Genomic DNA, 17,208 nt, shown 5'->3' with positions numbered 1-17,208 from the left:
ATCATGAACTGGATCCTAGGTACACTTATATTACTGATACTATATATTCTTCTTGATAAAAAAAGGAATAGAAACAAAAGAAAAGCTCAACTTCAAAAATTAAAAGAAAACTGGGGGCATCCTAAGGGATTTACTGATTTTAATTTTGACAAAATAGCATCCTACCATCTTGCATTAAGTCATACTACATCGTATCAAAAAATTAGTCAAACCATTAATCAAGATCTTGATCTAGATGATACGTTTACTTATCTAGACAGAACACACTCCTTAATAGGACAACAATACTTATATCATAAACTGCACACCATTAAGTCACCAGAAGAAGTAAGAGATCTTGATCAAACAATTAATTTCTTCAGAACTGACAGTGATGAGAGGATAAAAGTACAAATATTACTAAGTACCTTAACGAATAGAAGTATATACTACTATCACACTCTATTCACTCATAATATCACAATAAATCGTTCTAAGCTAAAGCTAGCTTATGCATTGAATATTATTACAATTAGTTCTGTACTATTAAGTTTACATAGTTTAATCTGGATACTATTATTGCTTCCTATATTTAGTATCAACTTAGTTTTACACTATAAAAATAAATATGCACAATATGATCAGCTAAGTGCTACACAAAACTTTAAACATATTCTTACTTCAACTATACAGTTAGTAAGGATGCAAAAGCTATCTACTGCATATGATTTTACTGAAACTAAAAATGCTATATCTAAACTGCGTAAATTAAATACACTAACCTATTTTTTTACATCAGACAGCGCTATTAAAGATGAAATAACTACATTAGTAATGTTCCCTATAGAACTACTAAAAATAATGCTTAATATAGAAGTTATAACCTTCGAATCTTTTCTCTTAAGAGCACAAGATGCTAAAGAAGAACTAAAAACCTCTTTTGAAACAATTGCTAAAATTGATACTGCAATCTCAATAGCTTCTCTACAGACAAATAATCAACTATGCCAACCTATATTTCACAATAGCAAAGAAATACGAATAGAAGATCTAATCCATCCATTAATCAAAAATTGTGTAAGTAATACAATACATTTAAAAAATAAAAGCCTACTACTAACAGGCTCTAATATGGCTGGTAAAACTACATTCATAAGAGCATTAACATTAAATACAATATTAGCTCAAACAATAGGGTATGTATTCGCTACATCATATAAAGCTAATTTTTACCAAATCAATAGTTCTATCCGAATAACAGATGACTTACATAATGACACTAGCTATTACCTACAAGAAGTGAAACAAATAAAGCGCTTTATAATACAATCAAATACTACAGATCCACAATTATATGTATTAGACGAAATACTAAAAGGAACTAATACAAAAGAAAGAATCTCCGCTGCGTACGCTATACTTAAATATCTAAATAAAGAGAAAGATATAGTTATTGTATCCACACATGATATCGAACTCATTGAGCTACTAGAAAAAGAAGGTTATCAATGTCAATACTTACAAGAAAGTATTGTCGACAATGAGTTACATTTTGACTACAAATTAAAACTAGGTCAGCCACAAACAACCAATGCAATCAAAATATTAGAATTAAATGATTTCCCTACAGAGATTACAGATCTAGCTTATAGCACAAAAAAAATGTTCAGTTAACTAACTGAACATTTTTCTATTTCTTCATCTAAGCATTCAAATCTTGAATTCTGAGACTTAAACTCTGGTACAATTGTCTTTAACTGCTTCACTAAGTATTCTACATCATCCTGTCCCTCATTCTCACACACATAGTTACAAATCATCTCTAAATTCGCTTTTACCATATCTAAATCTTGATTACGTACTTTAGCAATCATTATCTTTTCATGATGCGTCTTCACCGTATTCTCATCATTAGCTAATAATTCTTCGAATATCTTCTCTCCAGGTCTTAGACCAGTAATCTTAATGTCGATATCTTCAGGATAACTATAACCACTCAGTCGTATCATACGCTTAGCTAAGTCAAATATCTTCATAGATTTACCCATATCGAAAACAAAGATTTCTCCTCCATTACCCATAATTGAAGCTTCTAACACTAACTGACAAGCTTCAGGAATCGTCATAAAGAAACGAGTAATATCTTGATGTGTTACTGTTAATGGACCTCCAGCATCAATCTGACGTTTAAACAATGGAATCACAGATCCATTAGACCCTAGAACATTCCCAAAACGAGTTACTATAAAGCTTGTAACACCATTATCTTTTAATGTTGATACATACAGTTCAGCTGCGCGCTTAGTCGCCCCCATAACGTTAGTAGGATTAACAGCTTTATCCGTAGATACCATCACAAACTTTGACACTCCAAATTGAACTGATAAGTCTGCAATCACTTTAGTACCTTTTACATTTGTATGAATAGCCTCATAAGGGAACGATTCCATTAGAGGAACATGTTTATAAGCTGCTGCGTGATATACTAAATTAGGTCTATAAAGTTCAAATAAAGATTCCATTTTCTTTGTATCCCTAATATTTCCAACAACATAAACAATATCACTACATTTATTAGAAACCATAGTCTGTTGCACATCATACAAAGGAGATTCAGCATGGTCGACTAATATAAGTTTCTTAAAGTTAAAACGAGCTACTTGTCTAGCTATCTCACTTCCAATAGAACCAGCAGCACCAGTAATCAACACTACTTTATCATCTATCTCTCGACCAATAATAGGATTGTCTAACTGTATTGCTTTACGTCCTAGTAAATCATCAATTTTTAACTCCTTAATTTGTTTATTAGTATAAGAACCATCTAACCAATCCGTAGCTGGTGGTATAATCTTAATCTTAACAGGAAGCTTCTCTAATACTTCAGATATATCATTTAATCTTTCTCTAGTAATATTCTGAATTGAAATAATTATTTCATCAATACGATTACTAGTTACATAAGTTTCATCAAGGATAGAAGGATTATGTATTTTGTAACCACCTAACCTATTACCTGATTTACTACTATTATCATCTACAAAAGCTACAATATGTGTTCTTACTTTTGTATCCCCTTGTAATGCGCCTACAGTAATAATTCCAGAATCACCCGCTCCATAAATAATAACGCGCTTATGATTTCTAACATCTAATACATAACTACGGTAAAACTGACTGTAGAACAAACGAGCCAAAATAAGCATCGCTGACGTAAAGAATAGATGTAATAATACGAAGGAATACGAATATCTCAAATAAGGCTCTAAACTAGATCCTAAGAACTCATTTCGTTGTAGTGAACTTACAATCATCATGATTGCACCAGAAAACAAACAAGAAATAAAAATAGTCTCAATATCTTTTATACTCGTTTGTCTAATAACACCTTTAAAAGGTTTAAATATTAAAAAACTAACTATATAGCAAACTAATAATACTGGTATTCTCTTTAACATTAATTCAATAGAGAAATTACCAAAAAAATTAGTTAACAAAAGGTTTGAAATAAAATAAGTAAACAAGACAATTAACAAGTCTATTATAAATATGATACCCCTGGGTGTATCACGCTTTAACTGTCTTTTCAGCGCATTATTCATACGATTTTCTTTTGATAACGATTCTTACAATTTTTATAAATGCAAATATAATGCATAAAATGTCACCTTTATTACTCTTCACTAGAAAATACAGTGTATTCACCCTTTTCTCTTATTATTAAGTTTTTAGAAATAAATTAACAAACAATAATACACTAAGATTAACAAAAACAAAAAAACAACTTAAGAACAATCAAATATTTATACCAGATATATACTTTTAAAATATTATAAACAAAGAAATCCCCAACCTCATACGAGATTGGGGATTCTATAAAGAAAGGCGGCGACATACTCTCCCACTGGTTAGCAGTACCATCTGCGCTAGCGGGCTTAACTTCTCTGTTCGAAATGGGAAGAGGTGAGCCCCGCTGCAATAACCACCTTAAATCGGTTGTTACTTTAACGTAACTAATATTTTTAACTATATTGATATTTTAAACTTAACTATATTTTAGAAAGTTGCCCTCCCCTTGTTAAAAACAAGGGGAGATTCACATAAGCTTACGGGTTATTAGTACTACTCGACTTTGACATTACTGTCTTCACATCTATAGCCTATCAACGTTGTAATCTCCAACGACCCTTTAAAGAAATCTCATCTTGTGGTGGGTTTCGCACTTATATGCTTTCAGCGCTTATCCCTTCCCAACGTAGCTACTCTGCGATGCCCCTGGCGAGACAACAGATGCACTAGAGGTTGGTCCAATTCGGTCCTCTCGTACTAGAATCAGATCCACTCAAATTTCTAACGCCCACAGTAGATAGAGACCGAACTGTCTCACGACGTTCTGAACCCAGCTCGCGTGCCACTTTAATGGGCGAACAGCCCAACCCTTGGGACCTTCTCCAGCCCCAGGATGTGACGAGCCGACATCGAGGTGCCAAACCCCCCCGTCGATATGAGCTCTTGGGGGAGATCAGCCTGTTATCCCCGGCGTACCTTTTATCCTTTGAGCGATGGCCCTTCCATGCGGAACCACCGGATCACTATGCTCTACTTTCGTACCTGTTCGACTTGTTAGTCTTTCAGTCAAGCTCCCTTATACCATTGCACTCTACGCACGGTTACCAAGCGTGCTGAGGGAACCTTTAGAAGCCTCCGTTACTCTTTTGGAGGCGACCACCCCAGTCAAACTACCCACCAAGCAATGTCCTCCTCAATCAAGGAGTTAGATCTCAAATAAGCAAAGGGTGGTATTTCAACAATGACTCCACAACGCCTAGCGACGCCATTTCACAGTCTCCCACCTATCCTACACATCACTTATCCAAGAACAATACTAAGCTATAGTAAAGGTGCACAGGGTCTTTTCGTCCCACTGCGGGTAATCGGCATCTTCACCGATACTACAATTTCACCGAGCTCATGGCTGAGACAGTGTCCAGATCGTTACACCATTCGTGCAGGTCGGAACTTACCCGACAAGGAATTTCGCTACCTTAGGACCGTTATAGTTACGGCCGCCGTTTACTGGGGCTTCAATTCAATGCTTCTCAACAATAAATCATCGATAACATCTCCTCTTAACCTTCCAGCACCGGGCAGGTGTCAGGCCCTATACGTCATCTTACGATTTTGCAGAGCCCTGTGTTTTTGATAAACAGTCGCCTGGACCTTTTCACTGCGGCCAGCTTGCGCTGGCGACCTTTCTCCCGAAGTTACAGGTCTATTTTGCCTAGTTCCTTAGCCATGAATCTCTCGAGCGCCTTAGGATACTCTCCTCGACTACCTGTGTCGGTTTACGGTACGGGTACTAATAATCTAAGTTTAGAAGCTTTTCTTGACAGCCCTTAGGCACACTATCTCGTTGTCCGAAGACTCAAAGTACTATCGCATTTCTCCAAGTCTGACGCATTTTACTATCAAACCTATAGGTACGTGCTTCAACGAACTATTCCGTCAGTTCGCGGTGCTTTCATCACTGTGTCACTCCATCACAATTATTAGTAGTACGGGAATATTAACCCGTTGGCCATCGACGTCCCCCTTCGGGTGTGCCTTAGGTCCCGACTAACCCTCAGCTGATTAGCATAGCTGAGGAAACCTTAGTCTTACGGCGGGGGTGTTTCTCGCACCCCTTATCGTTACTTATGCCTACATTTTCTTTTCTAAAAGCTCCAGCAATTCTCACAAATCACCTTCTGCGCCGTTAGAATGCTCCCCTACCACTTACGCATTACTGCGCAAATCCATAGCTTCGGTAGTATACTTATGCCCGATTATTATCCATGCTCGATCGCTCGACTAGTGAGCTGTTACGCACTCTTTAAATGAATGGCTGCTTCCAAGCCAACATCCTAGCTGTCTGGGCAATCAAACCGCGTTTTTTCAACTTAGCATACATTTGGGGACCTTAGCTGATGGTCTGGGTTCTTTCCCTCTCGGACATGGACCTTAGCACCCATGCCCTCACTGATGATTATCATTACTTAGCATTCGGAGTTTGTCAGGAATTGGTAGGCGGTGAAGCCCCCGCATCCAATCAGTAGCTCTACCTCTAAGTAACTATCGATCATCGCTGCACCTAAATGCATTTCGGGGAGTACGAGCTATTTCCGAGTTTGATTGGCCTTTCACCCCTACCCACAGGTCATCCGAAAACTTTTCAGCGTTAAACGGTTCGGTCCTCCATTTAGTGTTACCTAAACTTCAACCTGCCCATGGGTAGATCACACGGTTTCGCGTCTACCACTACTGACTAAAGCGCCCTATTAAGACTCGCTTTCGCTACGGATCCATGACTTAATCACTTATCCTTGCCAGCAACGGTAACTCGTAGGCTCATTATGCAAAAGGCACGCCGTCACCCCACAAAGAAGCTCCGACCGCTTGTAGGCGTATGGTTTCAGGATCTGTTTCACTCCGTTATTCACGGTTCTTTTCACCTTTCCCTCACGGTACTGGTTCACTATCGGTCTCTCAGGAGTATTTAGCCTTAGCGGATGGTCCCGCCAGTTTCAATCAAGGTTTCACGTGCCCCGACCTACTCAGGATACCACTATTCTTATCTTCTCTTACCAATACGGGACTATCACCCTCTTCGGTTTACCTTTCCAGGTAATTCTCATTAAATCCGCAAGAAATGTCGTGGTCCTACAACCCCAAAATTGCCGTAACAACTTTGGTTTGGGCTATTCCGCGTTCGCTCGCCACTACTTACGGAATCACTTTTGTTTTCTTCTCCTCCGCCTACTTAGATGTTTCAGTTCAGCGGGTTCGCCTCCTATTAGGATACTATATCTTCAATATAGTGGGTTGCCCCATTCGGATATCTACGGATCAACTCGTGTGTGCCAATCCCCGTAGCTTTTCGCAGCTTATCACGTCCTTCTTCGCCTCTGAGAGCCTAGGCATTCCCCATACGCCCTTATTTTGCTTATGTGCTTACAATTCTTTCGAATCGTACTTTCTATATATTTCTATATCTTTTTATTCTTTCTAACTGTTTTGTTAGTTAAGTTTTATCAATATGTCAATGAACTTGTGGACTTTTGTCCTTGTGGAGAATATCGGAGTCGAACCGATGACCTCCTGCGTGCAAGGCAGGCGCTCTAGCCAGCTGAGCTAATCCCCCGTTTTATCTATCGGTATCACTACCTTTAAAACGGTTAGCTAACCTCTAGTATTTCCTTATCAAATTAGTAAACTAGTAGTCCCGGGCAGACTCGAACTGCCGACCCCTACATTATCAGTGTAGTACTCTAACCAGCTGAGCTACGAGACTCTGTATTACTTAATTCTTTTATTCTTTTTTTTGGTATTAACAGCGAGAGTAAAGTATCATACTTATTAATTATTCTCTAGAAAGGAGGTGTTCCAGCCGCACCTTCCGGTACGGCTACCTTGTTACGACTTAGCCCTAGTTACTAGTTTTACCCTAGGCAGCTCCTTGCGGTCACCGACTTCAGGTACCCCCAGCTTCCATGGCTTGACGGGCGGTGTGTACAAGGCCCGGGAACGTATTCACCGGATCATGGCTGATATCCGATTACTAGCGATTCCAGCTTCATAGAGTCGAGTTGCAGACTCCAATCCGAACTGAGACAAGCTTTGGAGATTCGCATCCTGTTGCCAGGTAGCTGCTTTCTGTACTTGCCATTGTAGCACGTGTGTAGCCCAGGACGTAAGGGCCGTGATGATTTGACGTCATCCCCACCTTCCTCACGGTTTGCACCGGCAGTCTTGCTAGAGTCCCCGCCTTAACGCGCTGGTAACTAACAATAGGGGTTGCGCTCGTTATAGGACTTAACCTGACACCTCACGGCACGAGCTGACGACAACCATGCAGCACCTTGTAAATTGTCCGAAGAAAAATCTGTTTCCAAATCTGTCAATCTACATTTAAGCCCTGGTAAGGTTCCTCGCGTATCATCGAATTAAACCACATGCTCCACCGCTTGTGCGGGCCCCCGTCAATTCCTTTGAGTTTCATTCTTGCGAACGTACTCCCCAGGTGGGATACTTATCACTTTCGCTTAGCCACTCAGTCCGAAAACCGAACAGCTAGTATCCATCGTTTACGGCGTGGACTACCAGGGTATCTAATCCTGTTCGCTCCCCACGCTTTCGTTCATCAGCGTCAATAAATACGTAGTAACCTGCCTTCGCAATTGGTATTCCATGTAATATCTAAGCATTTCACCGCTACACTACATATTCTAGTTACTTCCATATTATTCAAGCTCTGCAGTATCAATGGCCGTGTCCTAGTTAAGCTAGGAAATTTCACCACTGACTTACAAAGCCGCCTACGAACCCTTTAAACCCAATAATTCCGGATAACGCTCGGATCCTCCGTATTACCGCGGCTGCTGGCACGGAGTTAGCCGATCCTTATTCTTACAGTACCGTCAAGTCTCTACACGTAGAGAGGTTTCTTCCTGTACAAAAGCAGTTTACAATCCATAGGACCGTCATCCTGCACGCGGCATGGCTGGTTCAGAGTTGCCTCCATTGACCAATATTCCTCACTGCTGCCTCCCGTAGGAGTCTGGTCCGTGTCTCAGTACCAGTGTGGGGGATCTCCCTCTCAGGACCCCTAATCATCGTCGCCTTGGTATGCCGTTACCACACCAACTAGCTAATGATACGCATGCCCATCTTATACCGATAAATCTTTATTATCAATACGATGCCATATCGATAAACCATGGAGCATTAATCCGAATTTCTTCGGGCTATTCCCCTGTATAAGGTAGGTTGCATACGCGTTACTCACCCGTGCGCCGGTCTCAAAAAAGCAAGCTCTTTCTACCCCTCGACTTGCATGTGTTAGGCCTGCCGCTAGCGTTCATCCTGAGCCAGGATCAAACTCTTCATCGTATATTTTTAATTTCGTAAATTAAAAAAGTATAATCCCAAATCTTGCGATTTGCCTTACTCTCTTATTTGTATGCTGTCAATCCAATATGTTTATGAACGTTGTCTTCTTATTTCTAAGTCTCACTTGTTTTTCAAAGCGAGTGCAAAAGTAAAAACTTATTTCGAATTAGCAAAACTTTTTTAAAAAATATTTTTCTTTATTTTTTCACTAAACTCCCGTTTTTACTGAAGCGGACTGCAAAGATACTACCTTATTTTTTACTTATCCAAATTTATTTTTATAAATTTTTTAAAGCTTATTTTTCAGTCGCTCTTGCTTCACTTTTTGTTTATGATCGTCTGCCTCTAGAGTCGTTATCACTTCTCTAATGCGGATGCAAAAGTAGTATCTTTTCCATTACTTCCAAACTTATCTTTGCCTTTTTTTTAAGGTTTTTGAAAAGTATTTCATAACTCTCTATTATATCACCTTTTACGAGTGAAAGTTTTTTTGTCTTTTTTAAAAGATTATAGCCTTATACAATCTCTATACTATATATACGTAAGGTTGGATGGCGGAATGTATTTAATATTGTACTCTATTGTATATATGTAATAATTGAGAATATGCCTTCATATAGCCTTTCTGTCTATGTATAGATGTTACTTTATCCTATATAAAGGTGTTTTATCTTCCTTTTTATAGTCTCTATACTTATATAGGTATGTATTTTTAGAAGAAAAGCCCCTTATAAAGTACCTATATCCTTGTTTTGAAGAAAAACAGGCACACTTTTTTTATTCTCATATTGAGCAAAAAACAACACAAATAACTGTTTATCAATAAGTAAAGCATATTATCTATACTCTCTTTATAAAAACACAACACTTCCCAATCCCAGTAATAACAAGCCTTTATGCCTACTTCTTCAACACCGCTTCAACATTTCTCCAAGATTACTCTACCTGAGCACCTCTTTCTTGAAACAATATTGAAGAGGTCTTGTCGCACTCTTGAAGAGGGTTAACTTATAGTGGCAATAAAAAAGCCCTAGACTATATAGTCCAGGGCTGTAAAATTCTTTAAGAATATTTCTTACTTCTTCAATACTTTGGCTCTAACGCGTTCTCCACCTACATTTATATTTAATAAGTATACTCCTCTTTCTAATTCTCTCATATCAATCACTGCACGATTAGTTGCTGTGAAATTAAATCGTTTTACTAAACGATTACTTAAATCAAAAACCTCTACTTCTGAAATAGTAAATACTTTATCCTTCGTTACTTCAACATTTGCGATATCTTGAACAGGATTTGGCCAAATTATAATATCTTCTGGATCCACTTCTTTAGTACTTGACACCTTTTCTATTCCCTCTAAATCATCATTACTGATTAAAAGACTAAAGTCTTGTCTACCATACGACAATTCACCTTTATGACTTACCACTACTTCATATTCTCCTGCATCAGGGTTTATAAGCTCTATTCTTTCTAGGTTATCGACATCATTATCTCCTTTTAGAGCATTGAGGTTACTCATATTTTTATTTAAATACCATGGAAAATACTCTTCCCCCTCCTTATACAGTCTAATATCTAAATCATTGATAAGTTTATTATTCTTAACACTTCTATTTAATTCTCTTGAATCAAATAGTGCTTCTATATCCGTCCAACTTAATGTGACTAATAATCTATCAGAAGGATTGTCAAGTTTAAACTTATATCGAAACTCTTTTTTATTAAGTAGAACACTTTCTTTTAAAACCGCACTTTCATCATCCACATTCTTCATGAACTGTATTCCTCTCTCGGCATTAATCATTCCCCATCCTATCTTATTGGTTGGGTATTTTTCTTCAAGATATTCTGCAGTATGAGTCATCAACCCACGCAATGTAGCAGAGCGCATCGGAAAATGATGTGACTGCACATATCCTTGTTGCCAAAGCGTTAGAATAGCTGATACGACTGGCGATGCCATAGAAGTACCATTCATTACTTTATACAAATCACTTGAAGGACTAGCATTACTATACCTTGGTAATTCGTATGCTGAAGACAGAATCTTCACTCCTGGCGCAGCTATATCAGGCTTAATCCTAAAATCTCCTGTAGGACCATAACTACTAAACTTAGCTACACTTAATTGATCAGTACCATCTAATCCCACAGCAGCTACTACCACCGCATTCTTTGCATTAGTATTTCCTAATAATAAATCATTGCCATTCATGGTAGGATTTATTTTAGCATAATCTTCCCTATCATTACCTGCTGAAATCACTGGTTGATAATATGGATATGTATAAGTCAGTTTATCCAACTGATAAGCGTCCTTATTATAATATCCAAAATAAGTAGGAGAAACTAGTGGATTATCATAATCATCTAGTGCTGCTATCCCATAAGAATGATTAGATACTAATAAACCCGATTGGGCTGCTGAGGCCATCTCTACTATATCGTTATCCCAATCATAACTCCATACGCTAGCTTCAGGAGCTAATCCCTTAGCTGGAGCATATACCCCGCTTGCAACTAAGGTACCCGCTACATGAGTAGCATGGTTCTTCCCAAGTTCTGCACGTTCTAAGTCTTCACCATTAAGCTTAGCAATATTAATATCTCGATCCTTTAAAATCACACGGCTCGAAGCACTACTCTTAAACTCTTGATGCTGCTCAAAGGCAGGCTTACCATCCCATAGCCCTATAATCATATTTCTACCCTGAAGATTCACTCTCTGTCTACCTCCTTTCGAAATATTATCTACACCTGTCAGACTACGTGATAACGCATTCTGAGTAGCATAATAAATGGGAATATCTCCGTCTTCAATGGCTCTCAACTGATAAATACGTCCGTCCTTATAAACTCCTTTAGTAGGAACACTATATTGTTGTTGAAACTGTAAGACAGCCTCTTTATCTGACATTACCTCTCTGCTAAACTGTTGTATAATCTCTTTGTTCTTCTGCTCATCTTGTTGACTCCTTATCTCATTTCTCAATTGAGGGCTTTGGGCAAACAGTGAACTACTAAATAATAAAGCATATACTATACTTCTTACATCCTTCATCAATATCAATGTGGTTAGAATTATATTCTTTAGAAGTCCAAATATATGATTGTGCTCTAAAAAAACTCTTATTGTGAATATAAAAATACAACCAAAATAAATAATCTATCTAAAAAAGAAGTATAAATATACCTTAAATACTCTATAAAATATCGCTCTATAAGCTCCATCAGACCTATATCACTTCATTTAGAAACAAGGTTATACAACTGAATCAACATCCTCTCTCCTTACCTATCCTTTACTATAAGGCGGTATAATGTATAGAACAGATTTCGTTGGATCACACATAAATCTTTATATTTGGACAAATCTAACAGTAACCTTAATATTTATGAAAATCAAAAAGACCGTACTTGGTGTAGTTGCAGGAGCATCGATTTTGTCTATTTCTTGTGACAAAGTAAAGAACGAAGCTGCCTCATCAGGAGATTGGAATGAAAGTAATGCTTTCTTTAACGAAAGTACATTGCCATACTATACAGCAGACTTTGACAAAATTAAAGACAAAGATTTTAAACCTGCTTTATTAGAAGGAATGCGTCGTCAGATGGAAGCTATCGACAAAATAGTAGCGAATACAGAAGAACCAACTTTCGAAAACACTTTAGAAGCACTAGAGCGCTCTAGTGAATTACTAGATAGAGTAAGTTCTGTATTTGGGCTATTAACAGGAGCTCATACTAATGATGAACTTAAAGCAATTAATTCAGAATTGGCACCAAAATTTGCTGGTCATAGAGATGCTATATACTTAAATGATGGCTTGTTCCAACGCATTAAAAAGCTTCATGACAATCAAGCTTCACTTAATCTAAACGAAGAGCAAAATAGACTACTAAATGTATACTATGAAGACTTCGAAAAATCAGGTGCTAATCTATCTGCTGAAGATAAAGAGAAATTAAAGCAGCTGAATCAAGATATTGCAACCTTAAATAATCAATTTGGGGATAAATTATTAGCAGCTACTAAACAAGGTGGTGTTAAATTCACTAAAGAAGAACTAACTGGATTATCAGATGATGAACTTAATGCTATCAAACAAGAAGATGGTAGTTATGTAATCGCATTAAACAATACTACACAACAGCCAGATCTAGATAAACTGACCAATAAAGAAACTAGAAAGAAACTATTCGATCAAGCATGGGTAAGAGCTGAAAAAGGAGATGATAATGATACAAAAGCATCTATCCTAGCCCTAGTAAAAAAACGTGCTGAGAAAGCTAAGTTAATGGGATTCGATAACTATGCAGAGTGGAGTCTACAAGGTTCTATGGCACAGAATGCTAGTAATGCTACTAAAATACTGAAAGACCTAAGTCCTTATGCAGTAGGAGCGGCTAAAGAAGAAGCAGCTGATATCCAAGCATTAATTAATAAAGAAGCAGATCCATTCACGCTAACAGCTGCTGACTGGAACTACTACGCTGAAAAAATCAGAGAAGAAAAGTATGCTTTAAACCAAAATGAGCTTAAGCCTTATTTTGAGATGAATAGTGTATTAGAGAACGGAGTGTTCTATATGGCTACACAATTATATGGTCTGAGCTTTAAGGAACGCAAAGATATCCCTGTATGGCAAGAAGATGTAAAAGTATACGAAATCTTCAATGAGGATGGTAGTCAAGTAGGGTTATTCTACACAGATTACTACCAAAGAGATTCTAAACGCGGTGGTGCATGGATGAGTAATATCGTAGGTCAGTCTAAATTATTAAACAGACTTCCTGTAATCTACAATGTAGGTAACTTCCCAAAACCAGCGAAAGGTCAACCTACACTATTATCACAAGATAATGTAATCACAATGTTCCACGAGTTCGGGCATGCATTACATGGGTTCTTTGCTAATCAAACTTACCCTACTCTATCAGGTACTAGTGTGTCACGTGACTTCGTAGAATTCCCTTCACAATTCCACGAGCACTTCGCATTCGAACCTTCTGTATTAAAGAATTATGCTAAACACTATAAAACAGGAGAAGTAATCCCTGATGCTTTAGTTCAAAAAATGAAGAATGCAGGAACATTCAATAAAGGTTATAGCATGACTGAGCTATTAGGTGCTTCTCTATTAGATATGGAATGGCATACTGTGTCTACAGATAAGAACATCACTGATGTACTAGCTTTTGAAAAAGAGGCTTTAGCTAAATATGGTTTAGACTTACCTACTGTTCCTCCTAGATACCGCAGTACTTACTTTAGCCACATCTTCGGAGGTGGATATGCTGCTGGATACTATTCATACAAGTGGTCAGAAATGTTAGACTTCGACGCTTATGATTGGTTAGAACAAAACGGTGGTATGACTCGTGAGAATGGTCAAATCTTTAGAGATAAGATTTTATCTAAAGGAAACTCTGTTCCATTAGACAAATTATACAAAGACTTTAGAGGTAAAAACCCTACAATAGATGCTTTATTAAAGTACTCTGGTTTTACGAAGAAGTAATTGAAATTGAATAAAAAACCCTCCAGATGGAGGGTTTTTTTATACATTTACTACTGAACTAATATTTCTATATTAAAAACTTCTCACTGATAACGTAGTGATAAGCTATATAAAGTAAATAAAAGTTATTTTGTTGTAACACTAAACAGCCAAGCTAAAGCATTAGCTGTAAATTGTGAATTATAAACTGTCTGATTCGTTAAAGAAGGGGTTCTTCCGTATCCTGACTTACCTATAGGTCTATTATTACTATCTACTAAAAAAGGACAAATATTATCACTTCCCATAGCTCCGCTAGTTCCACTCTGTGAGTTAAAACCACCATCTCCTGCCCACACAAAATTAAGTTCTTTGTGCCTAAATGCAAAAATATTACCATTCGAATCTCTAGACAGTACTTCTATATCATTTATTGCTCTTCCTAAAGAGTTTGGTTCTATAGCTATACCTGTTGTAGCATCATCTCCTAATTTTTTATTGCGAATATCCCCAAATGGTCCATTTAAAACTGGATCATCAACATTAAGAATAGAACAAATAGTTCCTGAACGAGTACCTATATTTACAGTACTAATATTAGTTGTGCCTAATACAGCATTCAATAAATAATAAGTACTTGCATTATCATTTGCATCTGTTACTGCTAAAAGAGCCCCTCCTGACCTAACATAGTTTGCTATTGCTATAGCTGCAGTCTCATTCATTCTTGTATTATAACCTATACTGATTAAAGCTGGGTTAGAAGTATTTATTTCAGAGGCAACATTATTAATCGACGAATCATTATTAACGATCACTGTAATACTTCCCTCCATAGCTACTGTGCTAGTAGGTAAAGATCCAAAATTATTTGGACTATCTATAAAAGCTTTAGAATGTCCTCTATCAAAACCGTAACCAAAACTAGTTTTATTCGAGTAAGTCAACATTTTCTTTGAAGACAATGCTAATGTTACATCAAAACTACAAGTAGAAGCTCCTACACTTGTTGGCATACTAAGTATCATAGTCTTCTTATCATTATTTGTTGGTGTTCCTTTTCCATATAATACAAAAGCTGTATCATCTATAAAAATCTCCTTCTTTGTAAAAACTCCTTTTGCTTCAAAGTAAATACCATCAACAGTATTCGTCACAATATGATATTCGCCAGGTTCCACAACCTCCATTATTATAGTAACATAATTTGAGGCATTAAGTGGTGTACCAGCTCTATACTTACCGAATACTTGTTGATTGCCTGGAAAACAATAAATTTTCAACACTGCTTCTTTAGATTTGACAGGTAAGTTATATACACAACTAGCACTAACAATATTCTCATTACTTGCAGTTGGATTATATTCTTTTATACCTTGAGAAGACATTTGTATAACCATAGGTAAAGTAGTCCCTCCTACCGTAGGTTTTCCTGTATTAACAATCGGTCTCATCTCTACCATCTGAATATCATTCGTAGCGACATTAAACTTAAAGTCAACTATATCAGATTCAAACTCTATCTTTTGTGTCTGAGTTGAACTAATTTCAATTACACCTCTTACTTTTCCTCTACCTGTGGCGATAACCTTAACAGGTACCATAATTTTATGAGAAGTAGTTAATGGTTCATTCTTTAAAAACTCTCCACCAGAGGTCACTTTAGTACAATCAATAATAACCTCAACCTTCGAAATTACTGCAAAATATGGATATACACTTGGTGCTTCACCTTGTTCAACTTTGACATAAGAATTACTAATAAAATCCAAATCAGTTTGCATAGGCCACGTAGGAGTACCATAACCATCCAATTCAATAATAGCTGTTTTACTACTAACTTCTTGAGATGTCAATGTTCTTGTTTTCTTAAAGTAAATCCCGTTAACAGTAGGAGTGGTAATTGTTACGACTCCACCTTGAGAAATATTATTAATAGTAACACGCATTTTCCCCGTAGTTTTAACGTCATTTAAATCTACTCCTGTATAAAAGTTCCCAATCTGCTCTACTTTAATTATATCATAAGTCAACGCTCTTTTCTCTACTTCATTATTAAGTGTACAGGTTGCTAGTTTCTTATTCAGAAAGAACTTAATCGTATCCTTTCCGCCAGAAACCCCATTAGTACGTTCATATCCTTTTACAGGAGTTCCATTTCCTTTTAAAACTAAAGTATAATCGCCTTTTTGAGGAAAAATACCACTAGCTAAAAAGCTATAACCATTCTCCTTCCCCGTATTATCATAAGCAATAGCCTGAATTTCATAAGCCCCTGGTATACTAACACTAACATCGACTGTAATAACATTTTTTCTAGAATCTAAAAACACACCTTCAATATAGTCTCCTGTAATCTTTATTGCTCTACACTTATCATCAGGTATAATAAATGTTGCAGGACCAACATCCCCACAAACATTCATCCATTGTTGACGACTTGTGTTATAAAATTCAACACACTCTATTGTTGTATTATAAATAACCATTCCGCCTAGTAATTCATGACTAGGAATCCGCATACGTTCTGTTGTAGACATACGAGGCAATAAAAAACCTTTTTCTTTAGAATTTAATTCTAAAAGACTAAAGTTCAATGGATTTAACGCATCAGAAGAAGAATCATCTGATATTTGGGTACCTTTTTCTGTCAATACCTGTGCTACACTTATCTGAGTTGGGCCTAACACATAGAAAAGGAGAATCAACAGTACAGTTCTGATGCTTTTATTTAAACTTATATGTTGTATCATAAACTTCATTTTTTTGATAAAAACTAGGGAAATTATTCTTC

At 37.0% G+C, this 17,208-nt stretch carries 5 protein-coding genes, 2 tRNA genes and 3 rRNA genes; 2 read left to right on the top strand and 8 right to left on the bottom strand.

What is annotated here, in order from left to right; all coding sequences use genetic code 11:
- Nucleotides 1–3: 3 nt before the first annotated feature.
- The gene (locus tag MPR_RS05510) at nt 4–1,653 is read left to right on the top strand and encodes a MutS-related protein (RefSeq protein WP_041890038.1); all 1,650 of its coding nucleotides are present in this window, start codon (nt 4–6) and stop codon (nt 1,651–1,653) included.
- Here the strand turns inward: MPR_RS05510 and MPR_RS05505 are convergent.
- From MPR_RS05505 to MPR_RS05475, 7 genes are all read right to left on the bottom strand, one after another.
- Entirely contained in the window at nt 1,650–3,581 is a 1,932-nt protein-coding gene (locus tag MPR_RS05505) for a polysaccharide biosynthesis protein (RefSeq protein ID WP_041890034.1), read from the bottom strand. The genes MPR_RS05510 and MPR_RS05505 overlap by 4 nt on opposite strands.
- Nucleotides 3,582–3,859: 278 nt before the next feature.
- A 5S ribosomal RNA gene (rrf, locus tag MPR_RS05500) occupies nt 3,860–3,969 on the bottom strand.
- Between the two features lie 106 nt (nt 3,970–4,075).
- Nucleotides 4,076–6,967, bottom strand: a 23S ribosomal RNA gene (locus tag MPR_RS05495).
- A gap of 118 nt (nt 6,968–7,085) precedes the next feature.
- A tRNA-Ala gene (locus MPR_RS05490) sits at nt 7,086–7,159 on the bottom strand.
- 76 nt (nt 7,160–7,235) lie between these two features.
- Nucleotides 7,236–7,309: transfer RNA gene (locus tag MPR_RS05485), tRNA-Ile, on the bottom strand.
- Between the two features lie 80 nt (nt 7,310–7,389).
- Nucleotides 7,390–8,907: ribosomal RNA gene (locus tag MPR_RS05480) — 16S ribosomal RNA — on the bottom strand.
- The 16S, 23S and 5S rRNA genes sit together here with 2 tRNA genes alongside, the layout of an rRNA operon.
- A gap of 1,075 nt (nt 8,908–9,982) precedes the next feature.
- Complete coding sequence (locus tag MPR_RS05475; RefSeq protein ID WP_041890032.1) at nt 9,983–11,974, bottom strand: S8 family serine peptidase; 1,992 nt, start codon at nt 11,972–11,974, stop codon at nt 9,983–9,985.
- A gap of 334 nt (nt 11,975–12,308) precedes the next feature.
- Between MPR_RS05475 and MPR_RS05470 the strand changes: the two genes are divergently transcribed.
- Entirely contained in the window at nt 12,309–14,435 is a 2,127-nt protein-coding gene (locus MPR_RS05470; RefSeq protein WP_041890029.1) for a M3 family metallopeptidase, read from the top strand.
- Nucleotides 14,436–14,560: 125 nt separating this feature from the next.
- Here the strand turns inward: MPR_RS05470 and MPR_RS05465 are convergent, their stop codons facing one another.
- Complete coding sequence (locus MPR_RS05465; protein ID WP_041895200.1) at nt 14,561–17,167, bottom strand: phage tail-like protein; 2,607 nt, start codon at nt 17,165–17,167, stop codon at nt 14,561–14,563.
- Between the last annotated feature and the right edge of the window lie 41 nt (nt 17,168–17,208).

The organism is Myroides profundi, from assembly GCF_000833025.1.
GTDB lineage: Bacteria > Bacteroidota > Bacteroidia > Flavobacteriales > Flavobacteriaceae > Flavobacterium > Flavobacterium profundi_A.
This window is presented reverse-complemented; position numbering and strand designations above follow the sequence as displayed.

Coding starts and splice junctions, on each gene's coding strand:
- MPR_RS05465 (WP_041895200.1), bottom strand. CDS start 17,167: ATGATACAACATATAAGTTTAAATAAAAGCATCAGAACTGTACTGTTG.
- MPR_RS05470 (WP_041890029.1), top strand. CDS start 12,309: ATGAAAATCAAAAAGACCGTACTTGGTGTAGTTGCAGGAGCATCGATT.
- MPR_RS05475 (WP_041890032.1), bottom strand. CDS start 11,974: ATGAAGGATGTAAGAAGTATAGTATATGCTTTATTATTTAGTAGTTCA.
- MPR_RS05505 (WP_041890034.1), bottom strand. CDS start 3,581: ATGAATAATGCGCTGAAAAGACAGTTAAAGCGTGATACACCCAGGGGT.
- MPR_RS05510 (WP_041890038.1), top strand. CDS start 4: ATGAACTGGATCCTAGGTACACTTATATTACTGATACTATATATTCTT.